Origin of the sequence: Nocardia sp. NPDC004604 (assembly GCF_040609795.1) — a bacterium.
GTDB lineage: Bacteria > Actinomycetota > Actinomycetes > Mycobacteriales > Mycobacteriaceae > Nocardia.
Genome location: NZ_JBEXLC010000173.1, coordinates 1 through 18,420, shown reverse-complemented (window position 1 = coordinate 18,420; position 18,420 = coordinate 1). Strand labels below are relative to the sequence as shown.

21 protein-coding genes and 2 pseudogenes are annotated in these 18,420 nt (G+C 64.8%); 16 read left to right on the top strand and 7 right to left on the bottom strand.

Annotated elements, in window-relative coordinates; all coding sequences use genetic code 11:
* Window positions 1–136: 136 nt before the first annotated feature.
* From ABZW16_RS37845 to ABZW16_RS37825, 5 genes and pseudogenes are all read left to right on the top strand, one after another.
* The gene (locus tag ABZW16_RS37845; RefSeq protein WP_354960950.1) at window positions 137–568 is read left to right on the top strand and encodes a succinate dehydrogenase hydrophobic membrane anchor subunit; all 432 of its coding nucleotides are present in this window, start codon (window positions 137–139) and stop codon (window positions 566–568) included.
* 15 nt (window positions 569–583) lie between these two features.
* Entirely contained in the window at window positions 584–2,350 is a 1,767-nt protein-coding gene (gene sdhA / locus ABZW16_RS37840; protein ID WP_354960949.1) for a succinate dehydrogenase flavoprotein subunit, read from the top strand.
* Window positions 2,350–3,120, top strand: coding sequence for a succinate dehydrogenase iron-sulfur subunit (locus tag ABZW16_RS37835; RefSeq protein WP_354960948.1), 771 nt, complete (start codon window positions 2,350–2,352; stop codon window positions 3,118–3,120). The genes sdhA and ABZW16_RS37835 overlap by 1 nt, the downstream gene beginning before the upstream one ends.
* 140 nt (window positions 3,121–3,260) lie before the next feature.
* Window positions 3,261–4,796, top strand: coding sequence for an ATP-binding protein (locus ABZW16_RS37830; RefSeq protein WP_354960947.1), 1,536 nt, complete (start codon window positions 3,261–3,263; stop codon window positions 4,794–4,796).
* Between the two features lie 170 nt (window positions 4,797–4,966).
* Window positions 4,967–5,059: pseudogene (locus tag ABZW16_RS37825) on the top strand (succinate dehydrogenase iron-sulfur subunit); the annotation flags it as partial.
* A 67-nt stretch (window positions 5,060–5,126) separates the two neighbouring features.
* On the opposite strand, the gene radC reads toward ABZW16_RS37825, so the two are convergent.
* A complete protein-coding gene (gene radC, locus ABZW16_RS37820) occupies window positions 5,127–5,810 on the bottom strand; it encodes a DNA repair protein RadC (RefSeq protein WP_354960946.1) in 684 nt (227 codons plus the stop codon).
* Between the two features lie 142 nt (window positions 5,811–5,952).
* Between radC and ABZW16_RS37815 the strand changes: the two genes are divergently transcribed.
* Window positions 5,953–7,491, top strand: coding sequence for an alpha/beta hydrolase (locus ABZW16_RS37815; protein ID WP_354960945.1), 1,539 nt, complete (start codon window positions 5,953–5,955; stop codon window positions 7,489–7,491).
* Between the two features lie 9 nt (window positions 7,492–7,500).
* Here the strand turns inward: ABZW16_RS37815 and ABZW16_RS37810 are convergent, their stop codons facing one another.
* The gene (locus ABZW16_RS37810; protein ID WP_354960944.1) at window positions 7,501–7,704 is read right to left on the bottom strand and encodes a type II toxin-antitoxin system VapB family antitoxin; all 204 of its coding nucleotides are present in this window, start codon (window positions 7,702–7,704) and stop codon (window positions 7,501–7,503) included.
* Window positions 7,705–7,853: 149 nt separating this feature from the next.
* On the opposite strand from ABZW16_RS37810, the pseudogene ABZW16_RS37805 reads away from it, so the two are divergent.
* The 4 genes and pseudogenes from ABZW16_RS37805 to ABZW16_RS37790 all read left to right on the top strand — a co-directional run.
* Window positions 7,854–7,985 (top strand): annotated as a pseudogene (locus ABZW16_RS37805) (hypothetical protein); the annotation flags it as partial.
* Between the two features lie 58 nt (window positions 7,986–8,043).
* The gene (locus tag ABZW16_RS37800) at window positions 8,044–8,211 is read left to right on the top strand and encodes a DUF4396 domain-containing protein (RefSeq protein WP_354960943.1); all 168 of its coding nucleotides are present in this window, start codon (window positions 8,044–8,046) and stop codon (window positions 8,209–8,211) included.
* Between the two features lie 127 nt (window positions 8,212–8,338).
* The gene (locus ABZW16_RS37795) at window positions 8,339–9,229 is read left to right on the top strand and encodes a phenylalanine 4-monooxygenase (protein WP_354960942.1); all 891 of its coding nucleotides are present in this window, start codon (window positions 8,339–8,341) and stop codon (window positions 9,227–9,229) included.
* A gap of 143 nt (window positions 9,230–9,372) precedes the next feature.
* Complete coding sequence (locus tag ABZW16_RS37790; protein WP_354960941.1) at window positions 9,373–10,044, top strand: ester cyclase; 672 nt, start codon at window positions 9,373–9,375, stop codon at window positions 10,042–10,044.
* Window positions 10,045–10,066: 22 nt separating this feature from the next.
* Here the strand turns inward: ABZW16_RS37790 and ABZW16_RS37785 are convergent, their stop codons facing one another.
* Together ABZW16_RS37785 and ABZW16_RS37780 are read right to left on the bottom strand one after the other, a co-directional pair.
* On the bottom strand, window positions 10,067–10,672 hold the full coding sequence (locus ABZW16_RS37785) for a TetR family transcriptional regulator (protein WP_354960940.1): 606 nt from the start codon (window positions 10,670–10,672) through the stop codon (window positions 10,067–10,069).
* A complete protein-coding gene (locus ABZW16_RS37780; protein ID WP_354960939.1) occupies window positions 10,662–12,206 on the bottom strand; it encodes a DHA2 family efflux MFS transporter permease subunit in 1,545 nt (514 codons plus the stop codon). The genes ABZW16_RS37785 and ABZW16_RS37780 overlap by 11 nt, the downstream gene beginning before the upstream one ends.
* A 199-nt stretch (window positions 12,207–12,405) precedes the next feature.
* Between ABZW16_RS37780 and ABZW16_RS37775 the strand changes: the two genes are divergently transcribed.
* A complete protein-coding gene (locus ABZW16_RS37775; RefSeq protein WP_354960951.1) occupies window positions 12,406–13,698 on the top strand; it encodes a D-alanyl-D-alanine carboxypeptidase family protein in 1,293 nt (430 codons plus the stop codon).
* Between the two features lie 153 nt (window positions 13,699–13,851).
* Here the strand turns inward: ABZW16_RS37775 and ABZW16_RS37770 are convergent, their stop codons facing one another.
* On the bottom strand, window positions 13,852–14,451 hold the full coding sequence (locus ABZW16_RS37770; RefSeq protein WP_354960938.1) for an SEC-C domain-containing protein: 600 nt from the start codon (window positions 14,449–14,451) through the stop codon (window positions 13,852–13,854).
* A gap of 24 nt (window positions 14,452–14,475) precedes the next feature.
* Here ABZW16_RS37770 and ABZW16_RS37765 point away from each other — a divergent pair, with 24 nt between their 5' ends.
* Complete coding sequence (locus tag ABZW16_RS37765; protein WP_354960937.1) at window positions 14,476–14,907, top strand: hypothetical protein; 432 nt, start codon at window positions 14,476–14,478, stop codon at window positions 14,905–14,907.
* 9 nt (window positions 14,908–14,916) lie between these two features.
* Here ABZW16_RS37765 and ABZW16_RS37760 read toward each other — a convergent pair whose 3' ends face one another.
* On the bottom strand, window positions 14,917–15,342 hold the full coding sequence (locus ABZW16_RS37760; RefSeq protein WP_354960936.1) for a cytotoxic translational repressor of toxin-antitoxin stability system: 426 nt from the start codon (window positions 15,340–15,342) through the stop codon (window positions 14,917–14,919).
* Window positions 15,343–15,393: 51 nt separating this feature from the next.
* Window positions 15,394–15,753: a hypothetical protein gene (locus ABZW16_RS37755; RefSeq protein ID WP_354960935.1), complete on the bottom strand. Its 360-nt coding sequence runs from the start codon at window positions 15,751–15,753 to the stop codon at window positions 15,394–15,396.
* A gap of 1,031 nt (window positions 15,754–16,784) precedes the next feature.
* Here ABZW16_RS37755 and ABZW16_RS37750 point away from each other — a divergent pair.
* From ABZW16_RS37750 to ABZW16_RS37735, 4 genes are read left to right on the top strand one after another with little or no spacing between them, the layout of a single operon-like run.
* Entirely contained in the window at window positions 16,785–17,045 is a 261-nt protein-coding gene (locus tag ABZW16_RS37750; protein WP_354960934.1) for a helix-turn-helix transcriptional regulator, read from the top strand.
* A 26-nt stretch (window positions 17,046–17,071) separates the two neighbouring features.
* Window positions 17,072–17,668 (top strand): DUF5753 domain-containing protein, encoded by a 597-nt coding sequence (locus ABZW16_RS37745; protein ID WP_354960933.1) that lies wholly within the window; start codon window positions 17,072–17,074, stop codon window positions 17,666–17,668.
* Window positions 17,665–17,868 (top strand): DUF397 domain-containing protein, encoded by a 204-nt coding sequence (locus ABZW16_RS37740; protein ID WP_354960932.1) that lies wholly within the window; start codon window positions 17,665–17,667, stop codon window positions 17,866–17,868. The genes ABZW16_RS37745 and ABZW16_RS37740 overlap by 4 nt, the downstream gene beginning before the upstream one ends.
* A gap of 17 nt (window positions 17,869–17,885) precedes the next feature.
* Window positions 17,886–18,086, top strand: a complete 201-nt coding sequence (locus ABZW16_RS37735) for a DUF397 domain-containing protein (RefSeq protein WP_354960931.1) — start codon at window positions 17,886–17,888, stop codon at window positions 18,084–18,086.
* The last annotated feature ends 334 nt before the right edge of the window (window positions 18,087–18,420 follow it).

Here is an 18,420-nt window from a genome sequence, read left to right as displayed (position 1 = left end):
TGAACACAGCCGCCAGTGCGGTCATGCCGGAGCCGAGCGTCAGCGAGGCGCAGGCCATGAGTGAGCGAAGCGAACGAAGCATGAACACAGCCGCCAGTGCGGTCATGCCGGAGCCGAGCGTCAGCGAGGCGCAGGCATGAGCGCACCTGTTCTCGGTAAGTCTTATGACCGGCCCGCGAGCCTGGATCTGCCCCGCTCGCCGCGTGCCCGCTCCAACAACAACTTCGAGAAGTACGCATGGCTGTTCATGCGCTTCTCCGGCCTGCTGCTGATCGTGCTGGTCCTGGGCCACATGACGATCATGCTGCTGCTCGACGGCGGCGTGAAGCGCCTGAACTTCGCCTTCGTGGCGGGCCGCTGGTCCAGCCCGTTCTGGCAGTTCTGGGATCTGACCATGCTCTGGCTGGCTCAGCTGCACGGCGGCAATGGCCTGCGCACCGTGATCGCGGACTACTCGCGCAAGGACTCGACCCGGTTCTGGCTGAACACTCTGCTGGCCATCTCGATGGTCCTGATCGTGGGCGTCGGCACCTACGTCATCTTCACCTTCGACCCCAACATCAGTTAGGAACAGGCGAACTCGATGAGTGAATCCCGGATTCAGGAGCACCGCTACGACGTCGTCATCGTCGGTGCCGGTGGCGCCGGTATGCGCGCGGCGATCGAGGCCGGTCCCCGGGCCCGCACCGCCGTTCTGACGAAGCTCTACCCGACCCGTAGCCACACCGGTGCTGCGCAGGGTGGCATGTGCGCCGCGCTGGCCAATGTCGAAGAGGACAACTGGGAATGGCACACCTTCGACACCGTCAAAGGTGGTGACTACCTGGTCGACCAGGACGCCGCGGAGATCATGGCCAAGGAGGCCATCGATGCGGTGATGGACCTGGAGAAGATGGGTCTGCCGTTCAACCGCACGCCCGAGGGCAAGATCGACCAGCGGCGCTTCGGCGGCCACACCCGCGATCACGGCAAGGCCCCGGTTCGCCGCGCGTGCTATGCCGCCGACCGCACCGGCCACATGATCCTGCAGACGCTCTACCAGAACTGCGTCAAGCACGACGTGGAGTTCTTCAACGAGTTCTATGTGCTCGACCTGATCATGTCCGAGACCGATCGCGGTCCGGTTGCGACCGGTGTGGTCGCCTACGAGCTGGCCACCGGCGAACTGCACGTCTTCCACGCGAAGTCGATCATCTTCGCCACCGGCGGTTCCGGCCGGATGTACAAGACCACCTCGAACGCGCACACGCTGACCGGCGACGGCATGGCGATCGTGTTCCGCAAGGGTCTGCCGCTGGAGGATATGGAGTTCCACCAGTTCCACCCGACAGGTCTTGCCGGTCTCGGCATTCTGATCTCGGAGGCGGTCCGCGGCGAGGGCGGCATCCTGCGCAACGCCAGTGGTGAGCGTTTCATGGAGCGCTACGCCCCCACCATCAAGGACCTCGCGCCGCGTGACATCGTCGCCCGCTCGATGGTGCTCGAGGTGCTCGAGGGCCGCGGCGCCGGACCGAACAAGGACTACGTCTACATCGATGTGACCCACCTCGGCGAGGACGTGCTCGAGGAGAAGCTGCCCGACATCACCGAATTCGCGCGCACCTACCTGGGCGTGGACCCGGTGAAGGAACTGGTGCCGGTCATGCCGACCTGTCACTACGTGATGGGTGGCATTCCGACCCGGATCCGCGGCGAGGTGCTGCGCAACAACACCGATGTGGTGCCCGGCCTGTACGCCGCCGGTGAGTGTGCGTGCGTGTCGGTGCACGGCTCCAACCGTCTCGGCACCAACTCGCTGCTGGACATCAACGTCTTCGGCCGCCGCTCCGGTATCGCCGCCGCCGAACATGCCCTGCGCACCGAGTTCGTCGATATGCCGGAGAACCCGGCGCAGATGGTGCGGGACTGGCTGGCCATGCTGCTGTCGGATCACGGCAACGAGCGCGTCGCCGATATCCGCACCGAGCTGCAGTACACGATGGATATGAACGCCGCCGTGTTCCGCACCGAGGACACCCTCAAGCAGGCGCTCACCGATATCCACGCGCTCAAGGACCGCTACACCCGAATCACGGTGCAGGACAAGGGCAAGCGCTACAACAGCGACCTGCTCGAGGCCGTCGAGCTCGGCTTCCTGCTGGAACTGGCCGAGGTCACCGTGGTCGGCGCGCTCAACCGCAAGGAATCGCGCGGCGGTCACGCCCGCGAGGACTACCCGGACCGCGACGACGTGAACTTCATGCGGCACACGATGGCCTACAAGGAGGGGTCGGAGCTCATCTCCGATATCCGCCTCGACTTCAAGCCGGTGGTGCAGACCCGCTACGAGCCGATGGAGCGTAAGTACTGATGACTGCCGTACTCGAAACACCCCCGCAGAAGTCCGCACCGGTCCCTGAGGGCTCGGTCATGGTCGACGTGAAGATCGCCCGGTTCAACCCGGAGGACGATAAGGGCGCGCACTGGGAAACCTTCCAGGTGCCCGTGCTGTCGACCGACCGGTTCCTGAACGTGCTCATCTACATCAAGTCCTACCTGGACGGCACGCTCACCTTCCGCCGCTCCTGCGCACACGGTGTCTGTGGTTCGGACGCCATGCGGATCAACGGCGTCAACCGGCTGGCCTGCAAGGTGCTGATGAAGGACATGCTGCCCAAGGGCGGCAAGAGCCTGACCATCACGGTCGAGCCGATCCGCGGCCTGCCCGTGGAGAAGGACCTCGTGGTGAACATGGAGCCGTTCTTCGATGCGTTCCGCGCCGTGAAGCCCTATCTGATCACCACGGGTAACGAGCCGACCCGTGAGCGCATCCAGAGCCAGGCCGACCGCGCCCGCTTCGACGACACCACCAAGTGCATCCTGTGTGCCTGCTGCACCACCTCCTGCCCCGTGTACTGGAGCGACGGCAGCTACTTCGGCCCGGCCGCGATCGTGAACGCACACCGCTTCATCTTCGACAGCCGTGACGAAGGCGCCCGCGAACGCCTCGACATCCTCAACGATGTCGAAGGCGTCTGGCGCTGCCGCACCACCTTCAACTGCACCGAAGCCTGCCCTCGCGGCATCGAGGTCACCAAGGCCATCCAGGAAGTCAAGCGCGCCCTGCTCTTCGCCCGCTGACCAAGGCCACGCCGAAGGCCGTCTTCATCGAAAGATGAAGGCGGCCTTCGTCGTTGGAAACGAATAGGATCACCTCCCCACACCTGCGGCAATTTCCCATTTCATTCCCATTTTGGGGACATTTCGGTAGCATTACCTTCGTGGCCCTAGACCTGCCCGCCCTGATCAACACTCTGCGTGCCACTGGCGGTGACTTCACGGATGTCGAAGTCAAGTCGGCCGCGGGAGGATTACCGGACTCGCTAACCAGTACACTCTCGGCCTTGGCGAACCACCCTGGCGGAGGAACAGTCATCCTAGGCCTCGATGAGGCAAACGATTTCAACCCGGTCGGGCTAACCGACCCCCAGGTGCTTAAACAAGGTTTGACCAAGAAGGCCAGGACCGCTTTCACTCCGCCCATTCGTGTGGATGTCGAGGATGCGGCGGTCGAGAGCAAGCCTGTCATCATCGCCAGAGTTCATGAGTGTGCACCGTCCTCGAAACCCTGCCGCGTAAGTTCTACAGGCGCGGCATACCTGCGTGGTTACGACGGCGATTTCCGGATGTCAGCTTTGGAGGAACAGGCATTCCTTGCATCACGTCTACCCCCTCTCTTCGATCGAACGCCGGTGAACGGTGCGACCCGCAACGACCTGGACGATGTATTGATAACCGACTTTGCTCGCACCGTGCGATTGCGCGACAGGCGTGGCCTTGGCCGGTTCGAGGGTGACGAGTTGCTCCGCCGGGCCGGCGTGATCACGGCAGAAGGCGTTCCAACCCTTGCCGGCATGCTGGCACTCGGCACCTACCCACAGGAATGGTTCCCGCGCATCGTTATTCAGGCTGCCGCAGAACCCAGGCCCACCGATCCCCCTGGAACGCGCGTGCGCAACCAGGTGACGATCACCGGGCCGATCCCCCATATGCTCGATGCCGCGATGGAATGGGCAGAGCAAACGTTCGACACTACGATCGTGACCAAATCGGACGGCACTGTGGTGGATGTGCCGGCTTATCCATTGATTGCGTTTCGCGAACTAATTGCCAACGCGTTGTTGCATCGCGACCTCGATAGCTGGTCCATGGGCATGGCCATCGAGGTACGTCTGCGCCGCGACCGGCTGATCGTTTCCAATCCTGGTGGACTCTATGGAATCACGATCGATCGTCTCGGCCACGACGCAGTGACATCGGCCCGAAACGCGCGGCTGGTCAACATAGCGCAGTTCCTCCGATCACCTGAATCCGGCGGGCGTGTGATCGAGGCTTTGGCCACAGGTATCCCGACAATTGCCCAGGCACTGTCCGATGCCGGATTGCCGCCTGCACAATACGCAGACACCGGAGTGCGGTTCACCGCAGTGCTCCGTTCTGAGCCGCGCGGGCAGGAATTCACCGACCGAGCACGTGCTGCGGGGCTGCGACTAGGTTCGGTTTCGCCCGAGGTGCGGGCGCAATTGGTTCGTAATGCCCAGCGTATCAACCAAATACACGACGGCGAGCTGACATCCACCCAGGAGCGTATCGTCGAGATCCTTGCCCATGGCCCGCAGTCGGTCGCCGATCTCCAACCACATCTAGGCTTGTCACCGTCGGCGATCCGCAAGGCGCTGGCCAGCATGCGGACCGCCGGATTGGTCAACCAGATTGGTGGGCGCGGGCAGCGGACCATATACCAACTGGCGAGCTAGAACGGAACCAACTGCCAAACCGGGTCGAGGGAAGGAGCGAGGTCAGCGACTCCCCTTGAACTCTCGATCATCTCCTGTGTGAATGGCTGGCGTTCAGCCGATCGGCCGTGGGGAGCTGGCCACCTGCTGACTCGATGATTTTGCGCGCGATGTCGCGGAAGATCACAACATCCACCTTCAACTGCACCGACGCCTGCCCTCGCGGCATCGAGGTCACCAAGGCCATCCAGGAAGTCAAGCGCGCCCTGCTCTTCGCCCGCTGACCAAGGCCACACCGAAGGCCGTCTCCATCGAAAGATGAAGACGGCCTTCGTCGTTTCCGCGACCGCGTCATTCGCTGGATCTGGGCAGTGCGGCGGCGCTGGCCCATCCGACGCCCGCAATCACCACATGGTCCAGGAAGCGCAGGCCGACGGTGCGGGCGGATTCGATCAGGAGGGTGGTCGCGCGGCGGTCGTCGAAGCTGGGGGTCGGGTCGCCGGAGGGGTGGTTGTGTACGACGGCGAAGGAACGGCCATCGTGGCGCAGTACGGTGTTCAGGATTTCGCGGACAGGGACGGCGACCCGATCGATCGCCCCTTCGGCGACGAATACCTTGTGCCGCAATCGATTCTGCGCATCGCACACCAGTACCAGGAGCCGTTCCACGCGGGCGCCGGTGAACAGCGGCAGTGCCACCCGGACAATATCGGCGGATCCGTCCAGGCGCGGTGCGGTGTCCGGGCGGTCGCGCGCTCTGCTGCCGAGATGGAAGGCGGCAATGATCGCCGCGGCCTTCGCCACCCCGATGCCCGCCCGTCGCGACAGTTCCTCGGGCCGCGCCGCCGCCAATCCGGCGATACCGCCGTGCTCGGCGAGCAGTTCGGCCGCCATATCCAGCACGCTCTCCCCGCGTCGCCCTTGGCGCAGCAGTACGGCGAGCAACTCGCTATCGCTGAGCGCGTGCGGGCCGAGGGTGAGCAGCCGCTCCCGTGGCCGTTGACCGAATGGCAGCTTGGCAATGGGTACCGACATCAATCCCCCTCGAATGCGGTGCGATGCCCGCATCATGCCAGCCGCCACCGACAGGTCGGCCGTGGTCCGGACGCGACCACGGCCTGCGCACCGGCACCGGGTCGGGCAGACTGAGGCGAGCAGTTCCGACGATGGGGATCGAATGCTGAACTGGCGCAATCGAAGTGCGCGACGAATCGGACAACCGGCTTGGCTCGCTGCGGTACTCGTACTCGCGGCCGCCTGCGGCGCGCAGCCCGAGACAGTGCAGAGCCCGCAACTCGAGAACACTCCGGGTCTGGGCAAGTACTACCGCCAAACGCTGGTGTGGGGCTCGTGCGAAAGCTTCGACGGCGGTGCGCATCTCACCTCGGCCGGACTCGAATGCGCTCGGGTCTCGGTACCCATCGATTACGCCGCGCCCGACGGCAGAACGGCGCGCGTCGCGATCTCACGACTGCGGGCACGCGGGGCGAAGGTGGCATCGATCCTCACCAATCCGGGCGGACCGGGCGGTATCGGCCTGACGCTGCCCGCCGAACTCGCGCAGACACCGCTGGCCGAACGGTTCGAGGTGATCGGCATCGACCTGCGCGGGCTCGGTGCGTCGACGCCGAAGCTGATCTGCGACACCCCCGAGGAAGTGGCGGCCGAACGTGCCGGTCGCAGCTCCGAATACCTGCCCTTCTGGATGTCGCATGCCGAACACGACAGCATGAATCTGGCCGCCAAATGCGTGCAGCGCACCGGATTGGAACTGCTGTCACATGTCGGAACCCGCGAATCCGCCGCCGATCTCGACATCATCCGAGCGGTGCTCGGCGAGGAGAAGCTGACCTACTTCGGGGTCTCCTACGGCACCCGGCTCGGCTCCACCTATGCCGAGCTGTTCCCGGACCGGGTGCGGGCCATGGTCCTCGACGGCGCGGCCGATCCGGCCACCAATATCGCCGATCCGGTCATCGTCTACGCCGGCCTGCAGCATGCGTTCGACGCCTACGCCACGGACTGCGTGAAGGCACCGAACTGCCCGATCGGCACGGATCCGGCCAAGGCGTCCGAGCGCATGGCCGCACTGCTGCGTCCGCTGACCGACCGGCCGGCCAGCACCAGCGACGGCCGCGGCCTCGACTACTCCGACGCCTCGACCGCGGTGATCTCGACGATGTACACCTCGAAGGCCTGGCCCGTGCTGACCCGCGGGCTGACCGAACTGACCAAGGGCAACGGCGACATTCTGCTCACCCTGGCCGACGGCTATCTCGCGCCCGAGGCGATCGATACCGGCTACAAGACCGCGGTGCGCTGCCTCGACGATGAGCGGATCACCGACCGGGACAGCGCATTGCAACTCGACCGCCGCGTCCGCGCCGCCGCACCCGCCTTCGACAGCGGCCACCCGAACGAGTGGGTTCCCCTCGACGCCTGCGCATTCTGGCCCGTGCCCCCGACCAGCCGCCCGCATGTTCCCACGGTGATCGGGCTGCCGAAGGTGGTGGTCGTCTCCGCCACCGGTGATCCGGTTACGCCCTATGCGGGCGCGACGAATCTCGCCCGTGCATTGGGCGCGGTCCTGGTCACTTATGAAGGCGTCCAACACGGTTCGTTCCTCGACGGCGTCAAATGCCTCGACGAACCGGTGCTGAAGTACCTGATCGAGCTGACCCCGCCGCGGGATGGTCTGCGCTGCCCGGCTCAGTAAACCGACCGGTCAGCTGTCTGCGGTGATCACCTCCGGGCCGGGCAGGGCACACAGCACACCGGAGGCCAAACGCTCCAGATGGTGAAGTTGCCGCTCGTGCACAACGATTCGGCGCAGCGCCTCGTTGATGGTGGCGCTGCTCGTCGACGTGCCCATGATGGCGGCAGCGGCGGCGAGCAGTTTCTGGTCGAGATCGATCCGCACGGATTTCATGCGCCCTCCTTCGTACATTCGCCATATTGCTTTATGGCGCCCACTCATGTGCGGCAAATCGGATACAACGTCGAAGCCCGGATTTGCGTGAGCCGCGCAGACCGCCCTGCACTGCCGCACCGGCTGCGCCATCGGCGAAATCCTCGCCCGTGGTGATCGGCACCGCGCTCGGGCGGGGCAACACCGCGACCCTGGTGCTGGCCATCGCGGTGGCATTCTCCTTCGGCTTCGCGCTGACGATGCGCGGCGTGCTGCAGGCCGGTCTGCCACTGGCCGCGGCGGTCACCACCGCGCTGGCCGCCGACACCGTGTCGATCACGGTCATGGAGATCGTCGACAGTGCCCGTGCCCGGTGCCATGGACGCACACCTGGACACCGTCATGTTCTGGGCGACACCCGCCTTCTCCCTGGTGGTCGCGTTCGTCCTCACCACGCCGGTCAACAAGTGGATGATCGGGCGCGGCAAGGGCCACGCGGTGGTGCACTCATTGCATGGCCACCACTGATCAGCTCGCCACCGCAAGGCCCGGCACACGGCCACTAATCACGAGAAGAAGCCCGCCCAGCTAGGCAGTTTGACCACCTGGGCGGGCTTTTGTTGTCGCACCGGCTCGGCGGTGCTTGCATCGAGATATGTTCAACGAAGCTCAGCTGTACTCGCCGGTGACCCGGTCCGGCGACGGCGATGTCGTGGTGCACCTGAGCGACGAGCACCCCGGCGTACACGATCCGGACTACCGGACGCGCCGCAATGCGATCGCCGCGCTGGCACTGGATTACGCACCGGGTAAGCCGCTGCCGCAGATCGAATACACCGATGAGGAACAGCAGGTGTGGCGCATCGTGTCGGCCGAACTCGCGCGCAAACACCAGAAGTACGCCTCCGCCGACGTGCTCGCGGCCGCGGCCCGGCTCGCGCTGCCGACCGATCGCATTCCGCAGTTGGACGAGGTCTCCGCGGCACTGTATCCGCTGACCGGATTCCGCTATGTCCCGGCCGCGGGCCTGGTGCCGCTGCGCGAGTTCTTCGGCTCCTTCGCCGACCGGATCTTCCACTCCACCCAGTACATTCGGCACCACTCCGCTCCGCTGTACACCCCGGAACCCGATGCCATCCACGAGATCATCGGGCACGCCAATCAGATCGCCAGCCCGCGCTTCGCCGCCATCTACGAAACGGTCGGCGCGGCGGTAGCCCGATTGACCTCCGAGACGGCGCTGAAGTTCCTCGCCGATGTCTTCTGGTTCTCGATGGAATTCGGCGTGGTTCGGGAGAATAGTGAAATCCGTTGCTACGGAGCGGGATTGCTCTCCTCCTACGGTGAGATCGAGGAGTTCCGACACGCCGAGCTGCGGCCGCTCGATGTCGCGGCAATGGGCACCGCGATCTACGACATCACGCACTATCAGCCGATTCTGTATTGTGCACAGTCGATTTCGGAGATCGAGGATGTGATCGGCGGCTTCTTCGCCACCATGGACGATGACTCGCCGCATCGCGCGCTGCGCGATAAGGTAATGTGACACATCATCGTTTAAAACTCGAATGTTGCCGGGAGACACTAGAGTTCGAAATAATCTCACGCCCCGAGACACGCCGCGACAACGGACCGAACGACTGTTAGCCTGCCTCGCGTCCGATCTCCTTCGAAGGGGCGAGAGCCGAAATGACAGTCGATACAACGGATTCCACACCCGAGACGCCACTATGGCTGCAGGGCCGGGACGCGGTGGTTGCCGCTACGCCCGCCGAGGATTGGCGGGGTAACGCACCCGATTACCACCTGACCAACGAAATCGTGCCGCGCGAGCGCACCACAAAGCATGAGGCCGGCTCGCTCGAGGCCATTGTCGAGGATCTGGTGCGGGTCTTCGAGATGGAGGTCTCGCACAAGAAGGATCCGGCGACCTGGGTCTCGCTGGTGGCCGAGCACTATCGCGGCCGGGTCAACGGCGGACCGTGGCAGGACGCCGAGGAGTTCGCCAGGATCGGCAGCTACAACATCCTGATCGGCGACAACCCGTACTACGAGGTCGAACAGGAGACCTTCGAGTCCTCACACAAGGTCTTCCACACCGCATTCCCGAACGGCTTCTTCTGGGAGGTGCTCGAGGTGCTGGCCGGACCGCCCGCGGTCACCTTCCGCTGGCGGCACTGGGGTCGCTACGACGGCGAGTACAAGGGCCACCAGCCGACCGGCGAGTTGATCGAGATGTTCGGCGTGACCATCGCCAGGGTCAGCGACGACCTGCGCATCCTGGAACTCGAGCACTTCTACGACAACAACAAGCTGCTCGGCCCGCTGGCGCACGGGTGCCCGGTTACCAAGTCCGCCTGACGTTCTCGCATCGCTCGGCAGGCTATTGCTTGCCGAGCGGTAACCCCGCCTCCAGAAAATCCAGTGCCCGACCGAGGTTCTCGGCGTTGAGCGGGGCGAGCGGCGAAAGTCCCAGCGCTATGCCCGCGATGGCACCAGCTGTCACCCGCACCTCGAAATCGTCCGGATCCCGACCCACATGCTCGGCGAGCAGGCTCGCCATCAGGTCGACACCGCGTTGCATTTCCAATCCGATGGCCGCGCGCAGCTCGGGCACGTGGTACACCAGGGCCTGACGCTCCTGCTCGAATGCCAGCTCGGCCGGTGACAGTTTCGCGAACACCTCCGCCACCGCGTCGCGGAAGGCGGTCAGCGGCGCGGTATCACGCGGCTGCGCCCGTATCGCGTCGATCATCAGCGGATCGAGATCGTCGGCGAGTACCAGCTGTTCCTTGGTCGGGAAATAGCGGAAGAAGGTGCTCGGTGATATCTCGGCCGCCGCGGCGATCTGCTCGATGGTGGTCTCGGTGTATCCCTGCTCACGGAACAGCCGGAACGCTTCTTCGCGAATCGTCCGGCGGGTCCGTTCCTTCTTCCGCTCGCGCAGGCCCTGCGCGGCCGTCCCGTTCGCGGGCAGCTCAACCGACATGTGTCGATTCTGGCCCATCGACCCCGACCAGTGCCGCCGGTATCGCCTCCGCGCTGTCCGATGCGGCCGCGGCCCGCCGGGGCAGCACCCGCAGCGCCAGCGGTGCCGCCACGGCGCAGATGGCCGCGCATACCCACAGCATCGCGCTCATCCCGCTGACGAAGGCCGACTGCACCTGCTCCAGCATGGCGGTGTTGCCGGTCGACTTCGCCACCGCCACACCGGCATTCACGCTGTCGCCGACCGGGTCGACATTCAACGCGCCGAGCTCGTCGCGGTACACGGTAGCCAGCACGGTGCCGAGCAGCGCCACCGCGATGGTGCCCGCGGCCTGCCGCATCGCTTGTAGCAATGCCGAGCCGACGCCCGCGCGGGCCACCTCGAGATCGTCCATCGCGACCGCCATGCCGACCGGCAGCGCCAGGCCCATGCCCGCCCCGGTCAAAGCGACCCAGAGGGCGACGAACCAGTACGACGTTCCCGGCACGGTCAGCGCGCCCAAGCCGAGGCCGAGCGCCAGCACGGCCAGGCCCGCGGCCACCATCAGCGCCGGTCCCAGCTTCGGCCGCAGCCGGTCCCCCAGCCGCGAACCGATCAGCAACCCACCGATCATCGGCAGCAGCCGCAACCCGCTGCCGAGCGCGTCGACGCCCAGGACTGCCTGGTAGTACTGCGGCACGGTGAAGAACAGGCCGAACATGCCAAAGGTGATGATCACCGTGAACACCGCGCCCCAGCGGAAGCCCGGGCTGCGGAACAGGCCCAGATCGACCAGCGGGGAAGTGGCGCGTCGCTGCCAGGCGATGAACACCGCGACTATCGCCGCGCCGCCGAGCAGTGCGGCCCAGCCGAGGCCATTGCCCCAGCCCTTATCGCCGAGCCGGATGAATCCGTAAGTGACACCGAGCATTCCGAGAATCGAGAGTGCGGTGCCCGGCAGATCCAGCGGCCGCTGCTGCGGGTTGCGTGATTCCGGAACCAGCGCCGCGACGGCCGCCGCGCCGATCACCACCATCGGGACATTGATCAGGAATACCGAACCCCACCAGAAGTTATCGATCAGCCAGCCGCCGAGAATCGGCCCGAGCGGCAGCCCGAGCGCGGTCGAGGTGATCCAGATATTCATGGCCTTGGCGCGCTCGTCCGAATCCGGGAACAGCACCGGCAGCACCGCCATCGATAGCGGCATCATGATCGCCGCCGCGACGCCGAGCACCACCCGTGCCGCGATGAGCTGACCGGCGCTGGCGGCAAAGGCGCAGGCCAGCGAGGCCGCCCCGAACAGCACCAGCGCGCCGAGCAGCAGCTTCTTGCGCCCATAGCGGTCGCCGAGTGCGCCAGCGGGCACCATCACGGCCGCGAGCGCCAGCGTGTAGGCGGTGCTGAACCACTGCAGCGCGCCGGAATTCGCGTTCAGATCGACCGCGAGAGTGGGCAGCGCGACCGTCAGCACGGTCATATCCAGGCCGATGGTCAGCATGGCCACGGCCAGCGCCCCCAGCGCCAGCCAGCGGCGAGTCGAGTTTGTCGGCATAGGCCCTCCTGAAAATGATAGTAGCAACTTTTTGATAGTAGCTCTCATTTACTAGTGTCTGTCAATAGCCGGAACGCGCCGGGAACGGCCGCGCCAGCCCGGCGTCGGCCCACCGCACCCAGTAGGCTCTGAGCCGATGACGATCCGGGACCTCCGCCTCTTCGCCAGGCCGAATCGCGGTTCCGTGGGCACTGCGCCGATGCGAATCCGGGATATCCGCCGCCGTACCGTGCTCTGCCTCGGGACCGTGCTGGCCGTTGCCGCAGTGACCTGGGGTGCTGCGACGACACCGTCACAGGCGACGCCGTCGGCGACCACGACAACGCCGTTCACCACCCCGAATACCGACAGCTGCCCGCAGAAGACGAAGCCGCCCAATCCGATCGACGAATCCGAGGTGCCCGAACCGGGCCAACCGACGCCGACACCGCTGGCCGTGCCGATTCCGCCGGTCGGGGGCTCACGCCTGGGCGAATGCGGCGTCGTCATCCCCCGCGGCGCACCGGCTGTGCCGCCGGAGATTTCGGCGACGGCCTGGCAGGTGTCGGATCTCGATACCGGTGAGGTGCTCGCCGCCAAGGATCCGCACGGGCGCTACCGGCCGGCCAGCACGATCAAGGTGCTGCTCGCGACGGTCGCACTGCGCACCCTCGATCTGAACAAGACCGTCATCGGGACGCAGGAAGACGCGAACGCCGACGGCACCCGGGTCGGCATCGGCCCCGGCGGCCACTACACCAACCGCCAGCTCATGCAGGCGCTGATCATGGCCTCCGGCAATGACGCCGCGCACGCCATCGCCGCCCAACTCGGTGGCGACGCCGGTGCCGTGCAGAAGATGAACGAACTGGCGAAGTCGTTGTACGCCTTGGACACTCGCACCGCCAGCCCGTCCGGACTCGATGGTCCCGGTATGAGCACCTCGGCCTACGATCTGTCGGTGCTGTTCCGCGAGGCGATGACCATTCCGCTGTTCGCCGAACTCATCCACACCGAACAGGTCGACTTCCCCGGCTTCCCCAAGGACCCGAAAGACCCTGACGACAAAGACCGTCCGGGCTTCCCCATCGCCAACGACAACCACCTGCTCTACGACTACGAGGGCGCGATCGGCGGTAAGACCGGCTTCACCGACGACGCCAGGCAGACCTTCGTCGCCGCCGCCCAACGCGACGGCCGCAGGTTGGTGGTGACGCTGCTGAAAGCCGATGTCCTGCCGCTGCGCCCATGGGAGCAGGCCGCCCACCTGCTCGACTACGGCTTCGCCCTCCCCAAGAACGCCACCGTCGGAAAGCTCCCCGAAGCCAAGACCACACCCGCCAAAGCCACTGTGGGACTTGCCTCCCCACCTGCGCAGGACACCGACCACGAGGCGCAGCCCGCCGAAGAGCCGGACGAGCATTCGGGTTCCAGCATGCTGTTGCTGGTCGGCGGTGTGATCCTGGTGCTCGCGCTATTGCTGGGCGCCCGCCGCGTCAACCGCCGCCGATAAGCTCACCGCCGATACCGCTCGAAGGTGCCCGCCCGCACGGCCGTCCGCCACCACGAAGTGCGGGCGCTGCGCGGCGGCCGCGCCGCTGAGATCGCCGCGAGCACATCCGATCCGAATACGGGCGTGACGCGCTCATCACGGTTGCGAACCGGCTCACTCGTTGAGCGGCCTGCCGCAGCATTTCTTGTATTTGCGGCCCGAACCGCACCAGCAAGGCTCATTGCGACCGGGCGGCCAGACGAGGACGTAGCCGGTCTCAGCCAGTTCAGCGGCGTATTCGGCCCGCGTGTGCGCCAGGGCCGGGTCCGCGTCGATGGACTCGGCATAGTCGATCAGGCCCGCGACGGTCGCCACGGCGATGCGCGCCACCGATGGCAGATCTCGCAGCGTGCGCTCCACCAGCTTCCGGTGCTCATCGTAAGTCTCGTACTTGTCGCGCAGCGTCGGCCAGCGCTTCAGTGCAGCGGCGAATTCGCTTTCCGGCCAGTACAACACCGATGTCGCGGATGGGTGTGCTGCCCCGGAACGTCCGCCGATGATCTGATCGAGCCACTGTTGTTTGCCCTCTTCCGCTGCACGATCAATCGAATCCTCCGGCAAGCCCAAGGCATCGCGAATGCGACCGCGGGCCATCGCAAGTTGTTGCAGGCCGAGATACGGTTCGGACGTGTCATCGGCGAGCGCGAGCTGCCGGGCCAGTCCGGCCTCGAGCCAGCGCAGCGCCGCATCGAATTCGCCGCGCTCCTCGAACATTTCGGCTGCGGTCAGGTAGGCGACGTGATCGTCGGTTCCCTCAGCGAGCACGGTTTCGAGCAGAGCCAGCCCCGTCCGTTCGGCGTTATCGGTGAGTTCAGTGCCGTGATCGAGCAGAAAAGTCGCGTACCAGACGCGGGCATCGCCGACAACCGGCCCGCCGTCTGCGACCGCCGCTCGATGCAGCCGCAAGGCTCGCTCCAGATCGTCGGCCATGATCCAATGGCCGGCCGCTTCGGTCAGATACTGCGCTCGCTCAGCCGGGTTGTCAGCCGCCTCTTGTTCGAGCTGACGAGCGACTTGCTCCGGGGAGTCACCGAAATCGGCAAACTCGTCGTGCAAGCGATCGCGTTCTGCGAGCAGCCGCACATGCTCGGCAATCAGCGCCGCGTGCTCCGCTCGCTCGGCATCCGCCCGTCCCACCACGGTGACTCCTCTCGTACTCGCGACCAGTGACTCATCGTCTCAGCCTTCGTCGGTCCAGAACTGTTGCAGGCGGGCTATGGCGTCGGGCTTGCTCATCGCCGCTACCTCGCTCTCGGTGAGGCCGACACGATATATCAGCAGGTGGACCAGATCCAGCGGCAAGGAATCTCGCGATGGACCGGGCATACCCCGATTCGGAGATACGCCGTCGATGATGCACTGCCAGAAACACTCGTCGGTGACTTCCAATTGGTCGCACAGAATATGTGACCAGAGTGCGGCCCCATAACCGGTTCGATCGGCTGGATGCGAGATGCGAGTGCGCAGAATCCGTCCGTCCGGGAGGCCGAATTCGTATGTCACATGATGTGTTCCAGTGCGGCCGCGTGCATCTCGCACCCGTTCCCAGCCCTCGACCTTGCAGAACTGCTCATGTCGCTCCCTGGTCGGCTGCGGCCACGTCACCGGCTGCCTCCGACCACCAGTCTCGAAGTTGCTCGTCGGTGCTGAGACCGATCAGCTGGACCAAGCCCCAGTTCTCGCGGTGGTTGGGCGCATCTCGTAGCCGGTTCTGCCAATCGTCGGCGTACTCGCGCAGGGCGATGAGTGTTTCGCGACCGCCTCGTCGAAGGAGGCGCCGTCGGCGGCGATCGGCAGCCCCGGCAGAAACACCGACCAGCCATCGTTCTCCGCGACAGCTTCGGCGGTGGAGGGGCAGAGCATGGCGAGTGCATAGCGCAAACGTTCGGCGTCGACGACCGCGGCATACTCGGCATCGCGGCGCGCCGTTGCTACTCGCCCCTGGCCAGCGGCGTCCAGTAGATCCTTCAGGTGAGCGCGAGCTTCGGTGTAACTGTCGTAGTGAACCGCAGACATTGGTTTACCTCCACTTTCTTGCCATCATCATGTGCGCGCGGCACAGTAAGTACGTCAAGTACTTGGCGTACTGGCTGGTAGGTGAGGTTCTAGGCATCTGGTGCGGTGAACCAATTCGTTGGCCATCCGGCTATCTGGCGGGCGAACACGGGTGCGTCCCTCGGTGCTCGAGCGGCAGATCGGGAGATCGGCTGTGCCATGCGGGTGATTTCGCGGCGGATGGTGGACTGGTCGCAGCGGACGATATGAAATTCGTTGTATTGGTGACGGTAGTGGTAGCGACCGTCGCCGTCGATGTCGAACCAGTTCAGGTATTCAGGTGCGGCGGGATGTGAATCACGTAGGCCGCGAAGGATTTCCACCGTTCCGGAACCGGCGCGTGGAGCGCGCAGCAGGCGGTAGATCCGGTCCGACGCCGTCTCTTCGAGTCCGGTCCAGGACTCGAGATTGTCGATCCGGAAAAGCCATCCTGAAGCTGCTTGGCGGAATCAAACCCGCCAAAGCCTGTGAGCCGCTGCAGGTTGTCTGATCGCTTGATCTGTGGCTCCAGTGTGGTTCCGACGAACCTTGTATAGACCTCGGCACACCGCCGTGCGGCGTCGGCCTCCGTCCGGAACGTTCCCCCACTGGCCTGTTGATACAACACGTTCGCGGCCGATTGTCCCACTTCCATCGACTTCCCCTCCCTCGCTGTCCGTGCGCTTACTTACTGGACGCGTGAAACCGTCAATCGGTTCCATTGGGACGCAAAGACAGTCTCGATTGGTTTCGATCCTGCGGGTTCAGACCACTGGCGACGCGTTCTGCCCGAGCGTTCACCCAGCCATGTACCGCCACAGCGGTTCATAGTGGGTCGTACGGGACCCACGGACCAGGAACGCGCAGGTGCTGATGGACCCAGCGAATATGCCGCTGGATGCAATCTGTCCTGGGGTTATGTCCTGATCGCATGGAAATCCGCATTGTGGCCGCCGGACGGGATCGCAGCGTGATCTCCTGATGCGAACAGTGAATCCTGATGGGAGGCAGGCATGTCGGAGGACGGATCTACCCTCGCACGGCGACAGTTGGGGAAGTATCTGCGCGATGGAAGGGAGGGCCGCGGGCTCACGCTCCACGAAGCAGCCAAGCTGATCCAGCGCAGTGCCAGCACCCTCCAGCGCATGGAGAAGGGCGGCGTGGCCCAAATGCGCGATGTGGATCTCGATGCGCTGTGCCAGATCTACGAGTTCGATGCCGATCACTCCGCGGCAATGAAAGGGCTTGCGGCACAGGGAAACGAGCTGAGCTGAGCTGGTGGTACGAGTACGGCGATCTGATGCCGACAAACTTCGACTTCTACGTTGGGCTGGAGTCATCGGCACAGCGCCTGACAACCTATGAACCCGAACTCGTGCCAGGGCTGTTGCAGACGTCAGCGTACGCGAGCGTACTCATCCGATCGGTCTACCCCGACGACGACGCCGAAGAGCATGCGCGCAGGGTGAGGTTGCGAATGCGAAGGCAAACCAGAATCACCCGAAAGTACCTTCCAGCATCGCTCGATGTGATCCTTCGAGAGTCGGTTCTGCGGGGAATGGTTGGCGGGCAGCACATCATGTCGCCCCAGATGAGGCATCTCGCCGACATGAGCACCCGGTCCAACGTGAACTTGCAGATCCTCCCGTTCAATGCAGGGTTTCCCGTTGGAGTCGCGGTTGGTCCGTTCGTCATCCTGGAGTTCGGTACGGGCAAACATGGGCAGGTGATCGAGCCACCGGTGGTGTACACGGAAAATTTCACAGGGGGCTTGTATCTCGCGAAATCAGCCATGGTTCAGCGATACCATCAGACCTACGAGAGCCTTCGGCGAAGCGCGATGGATGCTGTTGCCAGCCGGGCTCTACTTAGGCAGATGGCGAAGGAGTATGCGTGAAAAGCGATTTGGCCGGTGCCCAGTGGTTCAAGAGCAGCCTCAGCGGTGGAGCCGAAAACTGCGTTGAGGTCGCGTTTCTTCCCAATGACCTTGTCGGCGTTCGCGATTCGAAGAACCCATCCGGCCCCACACTGGTGTTCACCCCGGCCGAGTGGTCGGCGTTCACCACCGCGACAACTCGCGGAGAGTTCGACCACTGATCTCGGAGGGGAACCCCATGGCGAACCTCTCGGATGCGACGTGGTTCAAGAGCAGCCACAGCGGCGGCAGCTCAGACTGCGTCGAAGTCGCATTCCTCCCGAACACCCTTGTCGGCGTTCGCGATTCGAAGAACCCATCCGGCCCCGCACTCGTGTTCACCCCAACCGAATGGTCGGCCTTCACCGCCGCGGCAACCCGCGGCGAGTTCGCCCGCTGACAGCCCGGGCCTGCCTTTACTCTCCACCTACCACTTACTGGCGACGCCACGAGCGGACCCGGGCACCCGCTCTTTTACAGTGGCGTCGATGTAGTCGAGGGCCAATCGAGACAGCGGGTTGGCTTGTCGAGCGACTTATATTGCTCACAGCAGGGGATGGACGCCAGGTACAGAGCGTCGTTATGGTCGTGTGCATGGGAGATAGCGGGGGGCCTGGCCGGAATCTGTCAGTCGTGCCTGATGATGTGCAGGCGATCGGCCAGTACGTCTACAACATCGCCGACACCATGAAACAAGCCCTCGATTCCGCTGCCCGCGAGGTCGACACCCTGCT

Excerpts from the sequence above, each read along its gene's own strand:
- sdhA (WP_354960949.1), top strand. The coding sequence starts at position 584 with ATGAGTGAATCCCGGATTCAGGAGCACCGCTACGACGTCGTCATCGTC.
- ABZW16_RS37795 (WP_354960942.1), top strand. The coding sequence starts at position 8,339 with ATGTTCAACGAAGCTCAGCTGTACTCGCCGGTGACCCGGTCCGGCGAC.
- ABZW16_RS37810 (WP_354960944.1), bottom strand. The coding sequence starts at position 7,704 with ATGAAATCCGTGCGGATCGATCTCGACCAGAAACTGCTCGCCGCCGCT.
- ABZW16_RS37845 (WP_354960950.1), top strand. The coding sequence starts at position 137 with ATGAGCGCACCTGTTCTCGGTAAGTCTTATGACCGGCCCGCGAGCCTG.
- ABZW16_RS37815 (WP_354960945.1), top strand. The coding sequence starts at position 5,953 with ATGCTGAACTGGCGCAATCGAAGTGCGCGACGAATCGGACAACCGGCT.
- ABZW16_RS37835 (WP_354960948.1), top strand. The coding sequence starts at position 2,350 with ATGACTGCCGTACTCGAAACACCCCCGCAGAAGTCCGCACCGGTCCCT.
- ABZW16_RS37780 (WP_354960939.1), bottom strand. The coding sequence starts at position 12,206 with ATGCCGACAAACTCGACTCGCCGCTGGCTGGCGCTGGGGGCGCTGGCC.
- ABZW16_RS37775 (WP_354960951.1), top strand. The coding sequence starts at position 12,406 with ATGCGAATCCGGGATATCCGCCGCCGTACCGTGCTCTGCCTCGGGACC.
- ABZW16_RS37755 (WP_354960935.1), bottom strand. The coding sequence starts at position 15,753 with ATGTCTGCGGTTCACTACGACAGTTACACCGAAGCTCGCGCTCACCTG.
- ABZW16_RS37790 (WP_354960941.1), top strand. The coding sequence starts at position 9,373 with ATGACAGTCGATACAACGGATTCCACACCCGAGACGCCACTATGGCTG.
- radC (WP_354960946.1), bottom strand. The coding sequence starts at position 5,810 with ATGTCGGTACCCATTGCCAAGCTGCCATTCGGTCAACGGCCACGGGAG.
- ABZW16_RS37735 (WP_354960931.1), top strand. The coding sequence starts at position 17,886 with ATGGCGAACCTCTCGGATGCGACGTGGTTCAAGAGCAGCCACAGCGGC.
- ABZW16_RS37745 (WP_354960933.1), top strand. The coding sequence starts at position 17,072 with ATGCCGACAAACTTCGACTTCTACGTTGGGCTGGAGTCATCGGCACAG.
- ABZW16_RS37770 (WP_354960938.1), bottom strand. The coding sequence starts at position 14,451 with ATGTTCGAGGAGCGCGGCGAATTCGATGCGGCGCTGCGCTGGCTCGAG.
- ABZW16_RS37750 (WP_354960934.1), top strand. The coding sequence starts at position 16,785 with ATGTCGGAGGACGGATCTACCCTCGCACGGCGACAGTTGGGGAAGTAT.
- ABZW16_RS37785 (WP_354960940.1), bottom strand. The coding sequence starts at position 10,672 with ATGTCGGTTGAGCTGCCCGCGAACGGGACGGCCGCGCAGGGCCTGCGC.